Annotated in this window: 13 protein-coding genes; 3 read left to right on the top strand and 10 right to left on the bottom strand. The window is 66.2% G+C overall.

What is annotated here, in order from left to right; all coding sequences use genetic code 11:
• Positions 1-50: 50 nt before the first annotated feature.
• From ACVMDN_RS10550 to ACVMDN_RS10520, 7 genes are all read right to left on the bottom strand, one after another.
• Complete coding sequence (locus ACVMDN_RS10550; RefSeq protein ID WP_141340771.1) at positions 51-557, bottom strand: cytochrome c-type biogenesis protein; 507 nt, start codon at positions 555-557, stop codon at positions 51-53.
• Positions 557-2,539 (bottom strand): heme lyase CcmF/NrfE family subunit, encoded by a 1,983-nt coding sequence (locus ACVMDN_RS10545; protein ID WP_141340772.1) that lies wholly within the window; start codon positions 2,537-2,539, stop codon positions 557-559. The genes ACVMDN_RS10550 and ACVMDN_RS10545 overlap by 1 nt, the downstream gene beginning before the upstream one ends.
• The gene (gene ccmE / locus ACVMDN_RS10540; RefSeq protein ID WP_141340773.1) at positions 2,536-3,033 is read right to left on the bottom strand and encodes a cytochrome c maturation protein CcmE; all 498 of its coding nucleotides are present in this window, start codon (positions 3,031-3,033) and stop codon (positions 2,536-2,538) included. The genes ACVMDN_RS10545 and ccmE overlap by 4 nt, the downstream gene beginning before the upstream one ends.
• 59 nt (positions 3,034-3,092) lie before the next feature.
• Entirely contained in the window at positions 3,093-4,232 is a 1,140-nt protein-coding gene (ccmI, locus tag ACVMDN_RS10535) for a c-type cytochrome biogenesis protein CcmI (RefSeq protein WP_168858112.1), read from the bottom strand.
• A 374-nt stretch (positions 4,233-4,606) separates the two neighbouring features.
• Positions 4,607-6,001 (bottom strand): hypothetical protein, encoded by a 1,395-nt coding sequence (locus ACVMDN_RS10530; RefSeq protein WP_253640261.1) that lies wholly within the window; start codon positions 5,999-6,001, stop codon positions 4,607-4,609.
• Between the two features lie 357 nt (positions 6,002-6,358).
• Complete coding sequence (locus ACVMDN_RS10525; RefSeq protein WP_141340776.1) at positions 6,359-7,735, bottom strand: sensor histidine kinase; 1,377 nt, start codon at positions 7,733-7,735, stop codon at positions 6,359-6,361.
• 292 nt (positions 7,736-8,027) lie between these two features.
• Positions 8,028-8,690 (bottom strand): response regulator transcription factor, encoded by a 663-nt coding sequence (locus tag ACVMDN_RS10520; RefSeq protein ID WP_016841655.1) that lies wholly within the window; start codon positions 8,688-8,690, stop codon positions 8,028-8,030.
• A 172-nt stretch (positions 8,691-8,862) separates the two neighbouring features.
• On the opposite strand from ACVMDN_RS10520, the gene ACVMDN_RS10515 reads away from it, so the two are divergent.
• Entirely contained in the window at positions 8,863-9,462 is a 600-nt protein-coding gene (locus ACVMDN_RS10515; protein ID WP_210263074.1) for a VanZ family protein, read from the top strand.
• Positions 9,463-9,480: 18 nt separating this feature from the next.
• Here ACVMDN_RS10515 and ACVMDN_RS10510 read toward each other — a convergent pair whose 3' ends face one another.
• Both ACVMDN_RS10510 and ACVMDN_RS10505 read right to left on the bottom strand, forming a co-directional pair.
• Positions 9,481-9,714, bottom strand: coding sequence for a hypothetical protein (locus ACVMDN_RS10510; RefSeq protein WP_456835241.1), 234 nt, complete (start codon positions 9,712-9,714; stop codon positions 9,481-9,483).
• Positions 9,711-10,868 carry a hypothetical protein gene (locus ACVMDN_RS10505; RefSeq protein ID WP_456835242.1) on the bottom strand — a complete coding sequence of 386 codons (1,158 nt, stop codon included), beginning with the start codon at positions 10,866-10,868 and terminating at the stop codon, positions 9,711-9,713. The genes ACVMDN_RS10510 and ACVMDN_RS10505 overlap by 4 nt, the downstream gene beginning before the upstream one ends.
• A 126-nt stretch (positions 10,869-10,994) precedes the next feature.
• Here ACVMDN_RS10505 and ACVMDN_RS10500 point away from each other — a divergent pair, with 126 nt between their 5' ends.
• Together ACVMDN_RS10500 and ACVMDN_RS10495 are read left to right on the top strand one after the other, a co-directional pair.
• The gene (locus tag ACVMDN_RS10500) at positions 10,995-12,569 is read left to right on the top strand and encodes a hypothetical protein (RefSeq protein ID WP_456835243.1); all 1,575 of its coding nucleotides are present in this window, start codon (positions 10,995-10,997) and stop codon (positions 12,567-12,569) included.
• 36 nt (positions 12,570-12,605) lie between these two features.
• Positions 12,606-13,592, top strand: coding sequence for a UbiA family prenyltransferase (locus ACVMDN_RS10495; RefSeq protein WP_229190050.1), 987 nt, complete (start codon positions 12,606-12,608; stop codon positions 13,590-13,592).
• A 73-nt stretch (positions 13,593-13,665) separates the two neighbouring features.
• Here ACVMDN_RS10495 and galE read toward each other — a convergent pair whose 3' ends face one another.
• Positions 13,666-14,661, bottom strand: a complete 996-nt coding sequence (gene galE, locus ACVMDN_RS10490) for a UDP-glucose 4-epimerase GalE (RefSeq protein WP_253587352.1) — start codon at positions 14,659-14,661, stop codon at positions 13,666-13,668.
• Positions 14,662-15,138 lie beyond the last annotated feature (477 nt).

Here is a 15,138-nt window from a genome sequence, read left to right as displayed (position 1 = left end):
GCCGCCGCTGCGGCAGAATAGCGCAGGTAAATAAAGGACTTAAAAGGGAACTAAAGCGGCTTGTCCGGCGCGGATTCCGCCGCCAGCAGGCGTTCCAGCCGCGCCTGCTCGTCGGACGTCAGTCCAGGGGCGGAATCGCCCCCGCCGGCGGCCGGATTTGCCTTGCGCCGGCCGAGCCGCCAGAGCGCCAAGCCGCCCAGCAGAAGCGCCAGCGGCGGGGTCAGCCACAGCAGCAGCGTGTGCTCGTTGAGGCGCGGCTTCAGCAGCACGAATTCGCCGTAGCGGGCGACCAGGAAATCGATCACCTGGGCGTCGCTGTCGCCGGCCGAGATGCGTTCACGCACCAAGAGACGGAGATCGCGCGCCAGCGGCGCCTCCGAATCGTCGATCGACTGGTTCTGGCAGACCATGCAGCGCAGCTCCTTGGAGAGCTCGCGCGCCCTCGCCTCCTTGGCCGGGTCCGCCATGACCTCGTCGGGCAGCACCGCCCGGGCGGGCATCGCGCCGAGCATCAGGGCCGTCGCAAGCACGGCGGCTGCAAGCGCGCGCGACCGCATCACTCGGCCGCCTGCAATGCACGCGCCGCTTTCGCCGGCTTCGGCGCGCCGACCCGCAAGCGGCGGTCGGACAGCGACAGCAGACCACCGAACGCCATCAGCACCGGGCCCCACCAGATCATCAGCACCAGCGGCTTGTGATAGATGCGCACCGCGATCGCGCCGTCGGCCGAGGTATCGCCGAGCGAGATGTAGAGCTGGCTGGCGCCGCGCGTCATCAGCGCGGCCTCGGTCGTCGAGGCGCCGCGCGTCGTGAAGTTGCGCTTCGACGGCGTCATCACGCTGACCTTCTCGCCGTCACGCGTCACGGTGAATTGCGCGACCATCTCGCGGAAATTCGGACCCTGCCGCGGGTTCAGGCCGTCGAGCCGCAACTGGTAGCCCGCGACGCGAGCGACGTCGTCCGGCTTCATCGCGCCGATATATTCGCTGTTCCAGGTGGTCTCGCAGACGATCCCGATCAGCGCGACGCCGAGACCGGCATGCGCGAAGGCGGTGCCCCAGGTCGCGCGCGGCAAGCCGCGCGCACGGCGCAACGAGAGCGACAGCGGAATCCGGAACAGCGCGATGCGCTCGGCGAGATCGCACAGCGCGCCCATGATCACGAACACCGCCAGCCCGATCGCGAGCGGCGCCAAGGTCGCGCCGCCATAGGTCCACGCCAGCACCAGCGCCATCGCAACCAGCGCGACGATGCCGGCCACCATCAGCCGCTGCGCTGCGCCGAGCAGATCGCCGCGCTTCCAGGCCAGCAGCGGCCCGAACGGCACCGCGAGCAGCAGCGGCACGAACAGCGGCGCGAAGGTGAAATTGAAGAACGGCGCGCCGACCGAGATCTTCACGCCGGTCAGCACCTCGAGCGCCAGCGGATACAGCGTGCCGATGAACACGGTCGCGCAGGCGGTGGTGAGCAGCAGATTGTTGAGCACCAGCGCGCCTTCGCGCGAGATCGGCGCGAACAGCCCGCCCTGCTTCAGCGCCGGCGCACGCCAGGCATACAGCGACAGGCTGCCGCCGATGAAGACGAACAGGATCAGCAGGATGAACACGCCGCGTGTCGGATCGGTGGCGAACGCGTGGACCGAGGTCAGCACGCCGGAGCGCACCAGGAAGGTGCCGAGCAACGACAGCGAGAAAGTCAGGATCGACAGCAGGACGGTCCAGACCTTCAGCGCGTTGCGCTTCTCCATCACCAGCGCCGAATGCAGCAGCGCGGTGCCGGCAAGCCACGGCATCAGCGATGCGTTCTCGACCGGATCCCAGAACCACCAGCCGCCCCAGCCGAGCTCGTAATAGGCCCAGTAGGAGCCCATCGCGATGCCGAGCGTCAGGAAGATCCAAGCCATCAGCGTCCACGGCCGCACCCAGCGCGCCCAGGCGGCGTCGATCCGTCCCTCGAGCAGCGCCGCCACCGCGAACGAGAACGAGATCGAGAAGCCGACATAACCGAGATAGAGCATCGGCGGATGCACCGCGAGGCCGATATCCTGCAGCACCGGATTGAGGTCGCGTCCCTCCAGCGGCGGATTGGCGATGCGCAGGAACGGGTTCGAGGTGATCAGGATGAACAGATAGAACGCGCTGGCGACCCAGGCCTGCACCGCCAGCACATGCGCGCGCAGCGACAGCGGCAGATTGTTGCCGAAGGCCGCGACGAGGCCGCCGAACAGCGCCAGGATCGACACCCACAGCAGCATCGATCCTTCATGGTTTCCCCACACGCCGGTGATCTTGTAGAGCAGCGGCTTCAGCGAATGCGAATTCTCGTAGACATTGGCGACCGAGAAATCCGAGGTGACGTGCAGCGTCACCAGCGCCGCGAACGACGCTGCGACGAACAGCAACTGGGCGAGCGCGGTCGAACGCGCGACGTTCATCAGCGCCGCATCGCGCCAGCGCGCGCCGACGATCGGCACGATGGACTGGATCAGCGCCAGCCCGAGCGCGAGCACCAGGGCGTAATGTCCACTTTCGGCAATCACCGCACGGCTCCCTGGGTCGGCGCCGCGGAGGCGCTCGGCGTATTGCCTGATTTGGCACCGTAATCGTCCTTCCAGTGCCCCTGCTTCTTCAGGGCGTCGGCGACGTCCTTCGGCATGTAGGTCTCGTCATGCTTGGCGAGCACGGTGTCAGCACGGAACACGCCGCCCGCGTCGAGCGCGCCTTCGGCGACGACGCCCTGCCCCTCTCGGAACAGATCCGGCAGGATGCCCTTGTAGGCGACCGGCAGCGTCGCGCCGCCGTCGCCGACGGTGAAGGTCACGGCGAGATTGTCGCCGCGCTTGAGCGAGCCCTGCTCCACCAGGCCGCCGAGCCGGAAACGCTTGCCCGGACCGAGATGCTTTTCGGCGACCATCGACGGCGTCGAGAAGAACACGATGGAATCGCGCAGCGCGTTCAGCACCAGGCCCGCGGCGATCGCGAGCACGACGAGCGCGCAGCCGATCAGTGTCAAACGCCGTTGCTTCCTGGTCATGTTCCATCCTTGCGCATGACATCCTCCGAAAACCGCCGCGCACTTTTCGGCGTCATGCTCTATCCATCCAGCCCGAGATTCTTCAGCCCCTCATTGAGCTGACGCAACCGATCCGCATCGTTGGCGACCGCCTGACGGGCATCCGCGAGCGCGCTCATCGCCTTGTCGCGCTCGCCCATCACGAGATAGGCGCGGACCAGCCGCAGCCAGCCCTCGACGTCGTCGCCATTGGTCTTCAGCCGCGTCGCCAGCCGATCGACCATGCCTTTGATCATGGTGCCGCGATCGGCCTCGCTCATGTCCCTGGCCGCAGCCACCGCACTGTCCGGCAGCGCCGGTGCGCTCACGCCACCGGGTGCGCTGACGCCGCCGGGCACGCTTCCGCCGACCCGCACGAGCGCGGCCTGCACCAGCGGCCGCCATGGCGCGTCCGATGGCCCCTTCGCCAGCATCTTCTGCCAGAGCGCCGCGGCATCGGCCTTGCGGCCGTCCTGCTCGGCGGCGAGACCGAGGAAATAGTTCGCCTTGGCATCGTCGCCATTCAGCGCGACCGCACGCTCGAACTCCGCCTTGGCGTCCGCGGTGACGACGCCGCCGGCAGTCCCCATCAGCGCCTCGCCGAGATCGGCGCGGCGATCGGCGCTGTCGCCGGCATAGGTGATGGCGTTGCGATAGGCGCGGACGGCGTCATCGTAGCGGCCGAGGCGCGACAGCACCGGCGCCAGCACCGTCCAGCCGCGGCCGTCGGTCGGGTTCTTTTCAAGGTGCGCCTCGACCTGCGCGACCAGATTGGCGAGCGGCTGGTTGGCGTCGGCCACCCGGCCGCGCTCGGCGAGCGGAAAGTCGCCAAGCCGCGGCGAGCCGAGCGCGAGATAGAAGCTCGAGGCAATCACCGGCAATCCGACCAGGCCGACGATCGCGGCAGTGCGCCGCAGATTGAGGTTGCCTTGCACCGGGGTCTCACGTCCGCCCTGATCGGCGGCGGCCAGCAGCCGGCGGCTGATCTCGACCCGTGCGGCATCGGCCTCGGCGGCACCGATGATGCCGGCGGCCATGTCGCGGTCGATTTCGGCGAGCTGGTCGCGGTAGACCACGACCTCGCTGCCGCCGGTATCCGCGCGCCCGCGGCGGCTGAGCGGCCACAGCACGGCAAAGATCGCCGCGACCGTCATCAGCGCGAACACAAACCACAGCGTCATCAAGCGGTTCCCGGATGGAACGGCGGCTTCCGGCAAGCCGCCTTAGAATCGCTTTACACTACCGGCGGCGAGCCCGGCAATTGACAATTGCTGGATCGGCGGAAGGTCGAAATCAGGCGGTTTCCGGTGCCGTTCCGGCGGTATTGCGCCGGCGTCTCCGGGCGAAGGCGCGCACGACCAAAATATCGAAAACAACCCCATGCAAAGTAGCAGGCGGTCGCCGGTGCTCGATTGACGGTGTCGATTGACGGTTGACACGTCGGGCAACTCAGTGCCACACTTCCATTATTCCGAAATAGCGCAAATGCCTATCATCCCGCCGTGGCGGGCTCGTCGGCTTACCGTCGAACATGCTCGCGAATTGCGCGGTCTCGCTACCCCGCGCGCGACGACTTGCGCTCGCCGGTCACGGCGTTTTCGGCGGCCCGGTTCATCAGGGAGGCGTAGTCGTGGCCGAACAGCACCTCGCAGAAGCGGATCGCGGCCTTGACCTGCTGCTGGCGGAACGCCCGGACCCGGGCGTCGCCGCCGCGCAGCGACTGCACCAGCCCTTCGGTCGACTGCTCGACATAATGTTGCAGGTCGGAGAAAGTCCGCAGCGTCACCTCGTTGATGGCGAGCTCGCTGGCATAGGTGCGGCACACCGCAACGAAATCGATCAGCGCCGCGGCATCCTCGACCTCGGTCGCATCGATCTTGGCCCCTGCCGTAATGTCCTTGTCGGCGCGCTGGCGCAGGATGCGGCGGACCCGGCCCGGCACGCTGTCGATCTCCGATTGCAGCGCGTTGGAAGTATCGGCGCGGACCGAGGTGAGCTGGCGGCCCCAGGTGGAATCGTTGCGCAGATCGAGCTCGGTGCGCAGGCCGCGGACGCCGTCATGCAGGGTCTTGAGCTGCTCGCCGACATAATCGAAATGCCCGCGCCTGATGTCGGTGCGCAGGCAGGCCGCGACGAACGACAAATCATGCAGCGCGATGGTGACCGCGATGCCGTAAGGCGTCGCCGCAACCCGCAGTTCGTCGTCGGAGGCCGCCATCTTGATGGCGAGACGGATGATCTGCCATGGCGCGGCGAGCCGCTGCGCAATCAATGACAGCGCAAACGGCAGCAGTTGCGGCGTCTGCAACGACGGCAGCTTGAGCGCCTCCATCGCGGAGGCGATCTGGGAATCGGCAAATACCCGGATCTGGCTCGGCAGCCGGCTTCCCAGGGTTTCCAGCGCTTCGCGGGCCTGCAGAACGAGGCCGATCGGCAGCAGGTCCTCGACCACGTTTGGCGGGCCGACCCGCGACAGCGCGCGCTGGCGGTCGTCCTGGCTCGGCGCCGCGATCGTGAGGATGGCGTCCGCGGCGGCAAGCTGGAACTTGCGCGCGGCGGCCTCCATCGGACCGCTCTCCGTGGCCGCGGCCAACGCCGCCTCGAACGCGCGAGCCGCTTCGGGCGCGCCCTCGCGGGCCAGCCATTGCCAGATCGGCAGCAGCGAGGCGCGCCGGATCTGGCCCGCTCGCGTCGGGAAATTGGTCTCGGCGAGGAACGGCTCGAGCGGCCGGAACAGGAGCCGTGCCGGGTCGTCGCTGCGCGGCTGGATCTGCTCGTCCTCCTCAGCCCCGCGCACGATCTTGCGCAGCTGCTCGAGGACCAGATTGGCGACGGCGACGTCATCGCCGCGTTCGACGGCGCGCTCCAGCTCACGCATCAGCAGCGCCTGCGATTGCGGCGGAAGCTGCGCGAGATAATCCCTCAGCCGCTCGGTCGATTTCTGGCTCATGCCCGGTCGTGAAAGCTTGGTCCCCGGCAAGCGCCGCAGCTCGTCCGCCCGCAATGATAGCGGCGGGCGCGTTAAGAAGCCGTTTAGGAAGAATAGCGGCGCCGAGCCTCCCAAGGCCGACTAGAGCGAGATGGGTTTAGGTCGGATGGCGACCGCGGCGGCGCTGCGCTCCCTCGCCCCGTTCTTACGGGGAGAGGGTTGGGGTGAGGGGCCGCCTCCGCGTATCGGGTGATAGCTGCGTTTACGGAGACTCCCCCTCACCCGGAACGCATCTAACGATGCGTTCCGACCTCTCCCCGCGCGCGGGGCGAGGTGAAGCGGAATCTGCCGCTCGATTCAGAGTAAAGTCATCGTGCACTACACCGCCGGCAGCGTGAGCTCGGCGCGCAGGCCGCCGATCGGCGCGTTGTTCAGGGTGAGATTGCCGCCATAGAGGCCGGCGAGATCGGTCACGATCGACAGGCCGAGCCCGGAGCCGGGTTTCGACTCGTCGAGCCGCTGGCCACGCCGCGACACCTGGGCACGCTCGGCTTCCGACAGGCCGCGCCCGTCGTCGTCGACCACAATGCGCAGCCTCGGCCCGGCGCCCGAGGCCTCGGGCGGAACCACGGTCACCTCGACAAACACCTGCGAATCCGCCCATTTGCAGGCGTTGTCGACGAGATTGCCGACCATCTCCTCGAGGTCCTGCCGCTCGCCGCGAAACCGTGCCGCCGGATCGGCCTTCGCCTCGATCGAAAGGTCGCGATCGCGATGGATCTTCTCCATGGTCCGGCGCAGCGCCTCGATCACAGGTGCGACGTCGGTGATGGTGCTGACGATGGTGGCACGGGCCGCGATCCGCGCGCGCTCCAGATGGTGCGCGACCTGATCCCGCATCAGATCGGCCTGCTCCAGCACCTTGCTGGCGAAAGGATCGGCGGTATGGGCGGCCGCCTCGTTCACGATCACCGAAAGCGGCGTCTTGATCGCATGGGCGAGATTGCCGACATGGGTGCGCGAGCGCTCAACGATCTCCCGGTTGGCATCGATCAGCGCATTGGTCTCGCGCGCCAGCGGTGCGATCTCGACCGGAAACCGGCCTTCCAGCCGCTCGGCGCGGCCGGAGCGGATGTCGGCGATCGCATCCGAGATTCGCTTGAGCGGCGCGAGACCGTAGCGCACCTGGAAGATCGTGGTCAGCAGCAGCACGATGCCGAGCGCGGCGAAGGTGCCGCCGAGATAATAGTCGAAGCTGCGCGTCTCATCGAAGATCTCGGTAGCATCGCCGGCGACGCTGACCAGGAACTTGCCGTCGGCGCCGAGATCGACCGGCCGCTCCACCACGCGCAGGCTCTGGCCTTCGGGCCCGTCGACATAGCCGAGCCGGACCCCGGCAGCGGTCAGCTCGGCGCCGTGCTCCTCGAGCTTGGGCAATTTCTTGTCCCACAGCGAGCGCGAGGCGCGGGTCTCGCCCTTTTCGGTATCGGTCCGGGTGATCTGCCAGTACCAGCCCGACAATGGCAGGTCGAACAGCGGCTCGCCCAGCGACTGGAACTGGCGGTCCGCCGGCTCGTCCGGCGTCGCCACCTCGGCGATCAGGGTGCGCAGATAGAGATTGAGCCGGCGGTCGAAGGCGCGCTCGGTCGCGTCGCGATAGACCGACGACAGGATGACGCCCGTGATCGCCAGGATCACCACCACCCAGGCGGTCGCCGAGACGAACAGGCGTGTCGCGAGCGAGCTGCCGCCCATCAGGGCACGAGCTCGAACATCGCGTCAGCGGGCCGCGACAAGGCGAGTTCAGACATGGCGAATCCAGTCCTCCTGGCGCGGATCATGCCAATGCCCGCATCGCGATCAAGCACCTTAAGAGCATGATCCGATTGAATAGGACATGCTCTTATCCCATTGTTTGGTCCGCGCTTTCTTCACGCGAACGAACCGGCATCCACTTCGCTCGAAAATGCTTCAAGAGCATGATCCCCGCGCAAACGCTTCGCGTTTGTCGCAGGGAAAACCGCTGCGCACTTTTCCGGATCATGCTCTAGGTCGGCGGCGAAAGCATGTAGCCGAGGCCGCGCACGGTCTGGATGATATCGACTTCCAGCTTCTTGCGAATGCGCCCGACGAACACCTCGATCGTGTTGGAGTCGCGGTCGAAGTCCTGGTCGTAGAGATGCTCGACCAGTTCGGTGCGCGAGACCACCCGCCCGGTGTGGTGCATCAGATAGTCGAGCAGATTGTACTCGTGCGAGGTCAGCTTGATCGGATTGCCGTTGACGGTGACCCGCTTGGTGCGGGTGTTCAGCGCCACCGGCCCGCAGTTCAGTTCGACCTGGGCATGCCCGGTCGCGCGGCGCAGCAGCGCGCGGATCCGCGCCAGCACCTCCTCGAGGTGGAAGGGCTTGGCGACATAGTCGTCGGCGCCGGCGTCGAAGCCCTGAACCTTGTCGCTCCAGCGATCTCGTGCGGTGAGGATCAGCACCGGCATCACCCGCTTGTTCCGCCGCCAGGCCTCGAGCACCGAGATACCGTCCATTTTCGGCAGGCCGATATCCAGCACCACCGCGTCGTACGGCTCGCTATCACCAAGGAAATGCCCCTCCTCGCCGTCGAACGCGCGATCGACCACATAGCCGGCGTCCGTCAGCGCGGTGGTGAGCTGGCGGTTTAGATCCGGATCATCCTCAACGACGAGCAGACGCACTTTGGCCTCCGAGAGTGAGCATTACGACATTCCGGCACCAAATGAGGCTTCCCGCCGTGAACGGCTTATGAATGGACCCGCAAGGCGCCGCTAATTTTTTCGTCAGGTGCACCATCCGGGGAACCCGCGCAAGCATCCCTGGTTCCCTCCATGAGATGCGCGCGAAGTGAGATTGGGTTTCAGTTTAGGGTATTTTAATACCATAAACTTGAAAGCAATTGTTGCTGGCAACCTTCCGGCGGACCGGAGCGCGGACAACATGTCGGGTCATTTGCAGCCGACCGGCAAGTTAACCTTCGACGACCATTTTCATGTCGCAGACACCGGCGATGCGCTAATTCAACGGCGGCGCGCCCAGCGCATATGGACCGGGAAGAACGCGTTGCTTGTTTCAAAGATACGGAGGTTCGGCGTGATTGCAGGCTGGCTTGCGCTTGCGCTCATCGCCTTCGTGACACTGTCCCCGATCCAGGACCGTCCCTCGCTATTCCATCCGCAGATCGAGCATTTCGCGGCGTTCGCCGTGATGGCGCTGGCCTTCGTGCTGGGCTACCCGCGGCGCACCGCGCTGATCGTGCTCCTTGTCATCTTCAGCGCGTTCACGCTCGAAGCAATGCAATTCCTGACACCGGATCGTCACGGCCGCCTGATCGATGCGATCGTCAAGGTGGCGGGGGGTCTCGCCGGCATCGGCGTCGGTCGCTTCATGCTGCTCGTGCTGCGTAACCAGCTCGGCCGGCTGAGGTCGGGCGTGGAGCAGTCCGCGAACTGAGCGGCCGGCGCATTGCGCTCAATCGCGCTTCGGCGCTTCCGCCGACTTCGTGTCGTCTTGCGTCATGCATTGCTGAAAGAAATGCAGCCGATCGCCATTCATCGGCACGGCCCCCGGTCGCTTGTAGGGGTAGAACATGTAGGCCGCGCGCAGGCAGCGCTTTGCGGTCTCGGCGGCGGGTGCGGCGACGGCGGCACGCGATGCCAGCAGGAGCGCCAGCACGACACTGAACCGGATGGACACCCCGCTCACGGTTTCTCGCATTCCGAGTAGAACACGCCATTTGCGGCCGCCAGCCGCTGCAGGCAATGCCGCTTGTCGGTGACCGCGCCCTCGACCGTGAAATCGTAGGCCTGCGCCTTCAGGATCAACGCGTAGCGTCCCGGCGGCAGCGGCACGTCGTCGCGCGGCAGGACCTCGAACATCTGCGGATCGTCCTTGAGCGGCGCCGCGCGGAACGGGATCGAGATGTTGCGGATCACCCAGCTGTCGTCGCCCGGCGAGACCACCGGCTTGCCGGTCGCGTCGAACGTGGTCTGCTGGCTCACATGCGCGATCAGACGCACATCGATCGGATCGGAGGCGCCGCCGGCACCCTCGCGCCGGAACACGATGAAGCGGAGATGTCCGTCAGGCAGCGTGGTCTCGCTCGGCCTGGTGATCGCCGCCGAGATCGCCACCCGCGGATCCGGCGCACGCCCCTGGATCAGTTGCAGCTCGTAAAGCTTGCGGCCGCTCTCGGCGTAGACGCCGTAGGCGGTCGGCAATGGCCGTCTCGGCACCGGCGGCTCGGCCGCAGCGGCCGGCGCCGGGACGGCCGCGACCACCGCCGGCCTTTGGGCTTCGGGCGGCGCCGATGCCAGCGTGCCGGCAATCATCGCGCGGACCGCAGCCAATGACACGCCGCGTTGCTGCAGGAGGACAACGGCCGCGATCAGCCCGAAGAACGCCAGCATGACAACGTAACGCAGCGGCGCCGACGACGACCATCGCGGACCACGCGTCACCGCGGCAGGCTCGACGCGGTCGAGGGTCGTGAAAAAGGCCGCCTCGGCATCGATCCGGGGCGGCGCCTCGATCCGTCGCGCCGCGCCCGCCGCCTCGAGGAATACGGGCAGCGCCCGCGCCAGCGGCACCTCGAATTTCTCGATCACGTTGCTCTTCGTGTGCGCTTCAACGCCTTCGATCGCCACTTCCAGCGCCTGCATCAGACGCTGCTTTTCCGCCGGATCCTCGTGCGCGAGCTGCTGCAGCTTCTGCCGCGCGAGCTCGTAGACCGCGCTGCGCAGCTGCTGCGGGTCGGTGCTCACGGAATCGATGGTTCGTGCCAGCACCAGCGCGAACTCCACCTCGGGGTGCGCAGGACCGATGTCCCTGACCGTTCTCTGGGCCGGCGTCGGCGTCATAAATGTTAGTCTGGTTTGCCCATAATGTTACAACATTCTATGTGGATTTTACTGTTAACACAAACCACCAGGCCGGCAGATGACGACCCGGTTTGACCGTCCCGATCCGAGCAGCAGCAGGATTCATTGACCCGTTCTCTGCCCATCCTGGACCAGTGGTTGTTCGCGCCCAAGCGGGACCGCCGATCCTGGCCGGACGTCCTGCTCCTCGCGGGATGGGTCGCGCTGGTCGGCTTCCAGATCGGCCGTCACGTGATGTGGCGCGACGAGGTCCGGGCGCTCACCATTGCCCTGAACGGCGACGATCCGGTCGCCATGCTGAGAGGGTTGCATGGCGAGGGCCACCCCGCCCTCTGGTACCTCCTGTTGCGCGGCGTGCATGCCGTATTCGATCGGGTCGAGGTGCTGCCCGCCGTCGCCTTCGTGGTCGGGCTCATCACGGTCGCACTGCTGATCTTCCGGTCACCATTCCCGCGGCCGTTGGTCCTGCTGCTGATCACGAGCCATGCGCTGTTGTTTGAATATGTCGTGATGGCCAGGAACTACGGCATCTCGGCCCTGTTCCTGTTCGCGATCGCGGCCTGCTATCGGGCTCACCGCGACCGTGGTCTGGTGCTCGGCGCGCTGCTGTTCCTGCTCGCCAACACCAACGTCGTCGGCGCGATCATGGCCGGCGCATTCCTGCTGTTCTGGCTGCTCGACCTGCTCGAGATCCGAGAGAGCCGTGACTGGCGCTGGTCGCCGCAACTCACCAATTTCGCGATCAATGCAACGATCGCGACGATTGGCGTCGTGATCTGCGCGGCGACGATGTTGCCGACCTATAATGACGCCGCGGCCCGGGACTGGTCGCACGAGTCACCACTCGCGGCGGCAATCCTTGCGCTGGTGAACCCCGGCGCGACGTCGCTGGGCGCGCTGTTTGCCAATCGGCTGCCGGGGATCGCGGGATCGGTGCTGCTGTTCGGCGCGACGCTCGGGCTCTTGCCGCGGCGACCGGCCTTTCTCGCCGCCATCGCCGCCCTGTTGCTGACGTCGTTGTTCTTCGCCGTCGCCGCCAACGGTGCCTACCGACATGCCGCGGTCTGGCTGAGCTTCCTGATCGCGCTTTACTGGATCGGCTGGAGCCGGGTCACCGCGCCATCCGGCTCTCGCGCATGGCTCGATCGGCGATTGCCGGCGATCGGACGCGTGTCGCTCCTGCTGGTGCTCGCGATCCAGACCGCCGCCGGCATCAACGATTTGCGCAACGCGGTGACCGGCGTGGTCGCGAGCCGCAGCGCCGATCTCGGCCGCCTGATCGCCTCGCGCGCCGATCTCACCAATGCAGTGATCCTCAGCGAGCCGGAATGGCTGGTCGAGGCGCTGCCCTACTACGTCAAGAACCGGACCTATCTCGCGCGCGACCACAAATTCGGCAGCGTCGTGATCTTCTCGCGCAAGGGCAAGATGGACAGCGATCTCGGCGAGACCCTGCGCCTTGCCCGCGAGCTTCGCGACACAAGCCGCACGCCCGTCATCATCCTGCTGGCCTGGCTCGACGAGATCACGCCCGACCGGACCTACGACGAAGGCAAGGACTGGCGGACGTTCCGTGCCTCAGCGGCGCAGATCCGCGATTTCCGCGAAGCGACCACGATGCTCCGCCGCTTCGGCCCCGCCAAGACCGACGAGAGTTTCGACGTCTACCTCCTCAACTAGGCGATCGATCAACGACGACAGAAAAAGGACCGCGCGATGGCGCTGATGGACAGCAAGGTCGAAGCCGGCAAGCCGCCGGCCGCAAGCATCGGGCAGTATCTTTCCATCCTGCGGCTCGATCACAGCACCAAGCACATCTTCATCGTTCCCGGGATTGTCCTTGCCTGGCTGTTGCGCGGCCCGAGAGGCGAGCATATCGCAAGCGCTATCGTCCTCGGCCTTGTGGCCGCGATCTGCATCGCGTCGGCCAATTATGTGATCAATGAATGGTTCGACCGCGACTTCGACCGGCATCACCCGACCAAATCGCAGCGCTCCGCGGTGCAGAGCGCGATGGACGGCAAGATCATCGGGCTAGAGTGGCTGCTGCTGGTCGCGCTCGGCCTCGTCTGCGCATCTGCCAGCAGCCGCCTGATGCTGTTCGCAACCGGCATCTTCGCCGTGCAGGGCATCGTCTACAATGTCCCGCCGCTCCGGAGCAAGGACAAGGCCTATTTCGACGTCATCTCGGAATCCGTCAACAATCCGCTGCGGCTGTTGATCGGCTGGGCGATGATCGATCCGACCTCGCTGCCGCCGGGCTCGGTGATCCTGTGCTACTGGTTTGGCGGCGCGTTCCTGATGGCGGCCAAGCGGCTATCCGAATATCGCGAGATTGCCGCGTCCCATGGCAAGGAGCTGCTGGCGCGCTACCGCGCTAGCTTCGCGCACTATACAGAGGTGTCGCTGACGGCCTCGTGCCTCAGCTATTCGCTGTTCTCGGTGTTCTTCCTCTCGGTGTTCCTGGTGAAGTACCGTATCGAGTATGTCCTGGCGATGCCGCTGGTGGTGATGCTGTTCACCACCTACTTCTCGATGTCGACGTCGCCGGGGTCGTCGGCGCAGAAGCCCGAGAAGCTCTATGGCGAGCGCGGCCTGATGCTGCTCGTGCTGGCGCTGGTCGCCGTCTTCCTGGTGGCAAGCCTTGTCGACATGCCGTTCCTCGCGCGATTGGCCGAACAGCACTACATCACATTGAACTGAGCCTCTCGCGGCTTGATCGTTATTTGAGCATGATCTTGTCGGAAAACCGCTTCGCAATTTTCCGGATCATGCTCTACCGCCGGCGCGGATGCGCCTTCTGATGCCAGGCCCAGGCCGAGCGAATGATGTAGCCGAGATCGGACCGGCTGGCCTTGAAGCCGAGGCCGCGCTCCGACCTGGAGGGATCGGCCACCAGGATCGGCGGATCGCCGGCCCGGCGCTCGCGCACCACGCTCGGCACCGCTTCACCGGTCTCGGCGCGGATCGCGTCGAGCACCTGGCGCACCGAATAGCCGGTGCCGGTGCCGAGATTGAACACGCCGCCGGCGTCGCCCTTCAGCAGCAGCTCGAGCGCCGCGATATGGGCGCTCGCGAGATCATCGACATGGATGTAGTCGCGCACCGCGGTGCCGTCGGGCGTGTCATAGTCTTCGCCGAAGATGGCAAAGTCCGGCACGTGCCCCAGCAGCGCCATCAGCGCGCGCGGAATCAAATGCGTCTCGGGATCGCGGAGTTCGCCGATGGTGACGGAGGCGTCGGCGCCGCAGGCATTGAAATAGCGCAGACAGACCGAGTTGAACCGATAGGCCGCGCGGTAGTCGGCCAGGATCTGCTCGATCATGAATTTGGAGCGGCCGTAGGGATTGACGGTCGGACCTGCGGCACTCTCGGGAATTGGATCGCGTCCGGCGTTGCCGTAGACCGCGCCGGTGCTGGAAAACACCAGGCGGTCGCAGCCCGCCTCCCGCATGCCGCGCAGCAGGCCGAGCGTGCCGGCAATGTTGTTGGTGAAATATTTCTGCGGATCCGCCACGGACTCGCCGACCGCGCTGAACGCAGCGAAATGCATCGCGGCGAGCGCGTTGTGGTCGCTGATAGTGGCGGCGATCTTGTCGTGGTCGGCGACGTCGCCGATCACGAGCGGCCCCCATCGCACGAAATCACGGTGACCGGTGGACAAATTGTCGTAGACGACCGGCAGAAATCCGGCCTCGGCAACCGCCTTGGCGCAATGGGATCCGATGTATCCCGCGCCACCCGTGATCAGGATTGAACCCCTGCTCGCCATCTGAAAATTTCGCCCTGCGCGAACCAATCCCGCGCCTCAACCGGCGCAGTGATCGCATCGGTACGACATTCCGTCCGAGGCGGCAAAATGACGATGGGAATAGCGTTAAGACTGAACGGATTTGCAGCCGAAGCGACGGTCAGCGCGACCCCAGCGGCACGTTGGTCCGTTGACCGACCGGCGGCCCGTGCCGCGACGCTCTGCCATAGGGGTAAGCCGGTGTTGCCGGCGGGACCGGCTGGGTCGCCTGCGGCCGCGATGTCGGAACACCACCGCCCGGTCCATCGATCGAATAGCGTGTTGTGCCCTGCGTGGTCTGCCCGGTGCCCTGTGCAAGCACCGGTGTGGCTAGGGCGACGACCAGCGCCGCTGTTGTGACAAGGCCGGCCAGCTTCATGTCGATGCCTCGATGGGTTGAACCGGGGTCAACCGTCGATGCCTCCAATCGTTCCGGCAATGTCGCCGCGGCGCGCTGGC

It is taken from the genome of Bradyrhizobium sp. USDA 4510, assembly GCF_054059095.1.
This window is presented reverse-complemented; position numbering and strand designations above follow the sequence as displayed.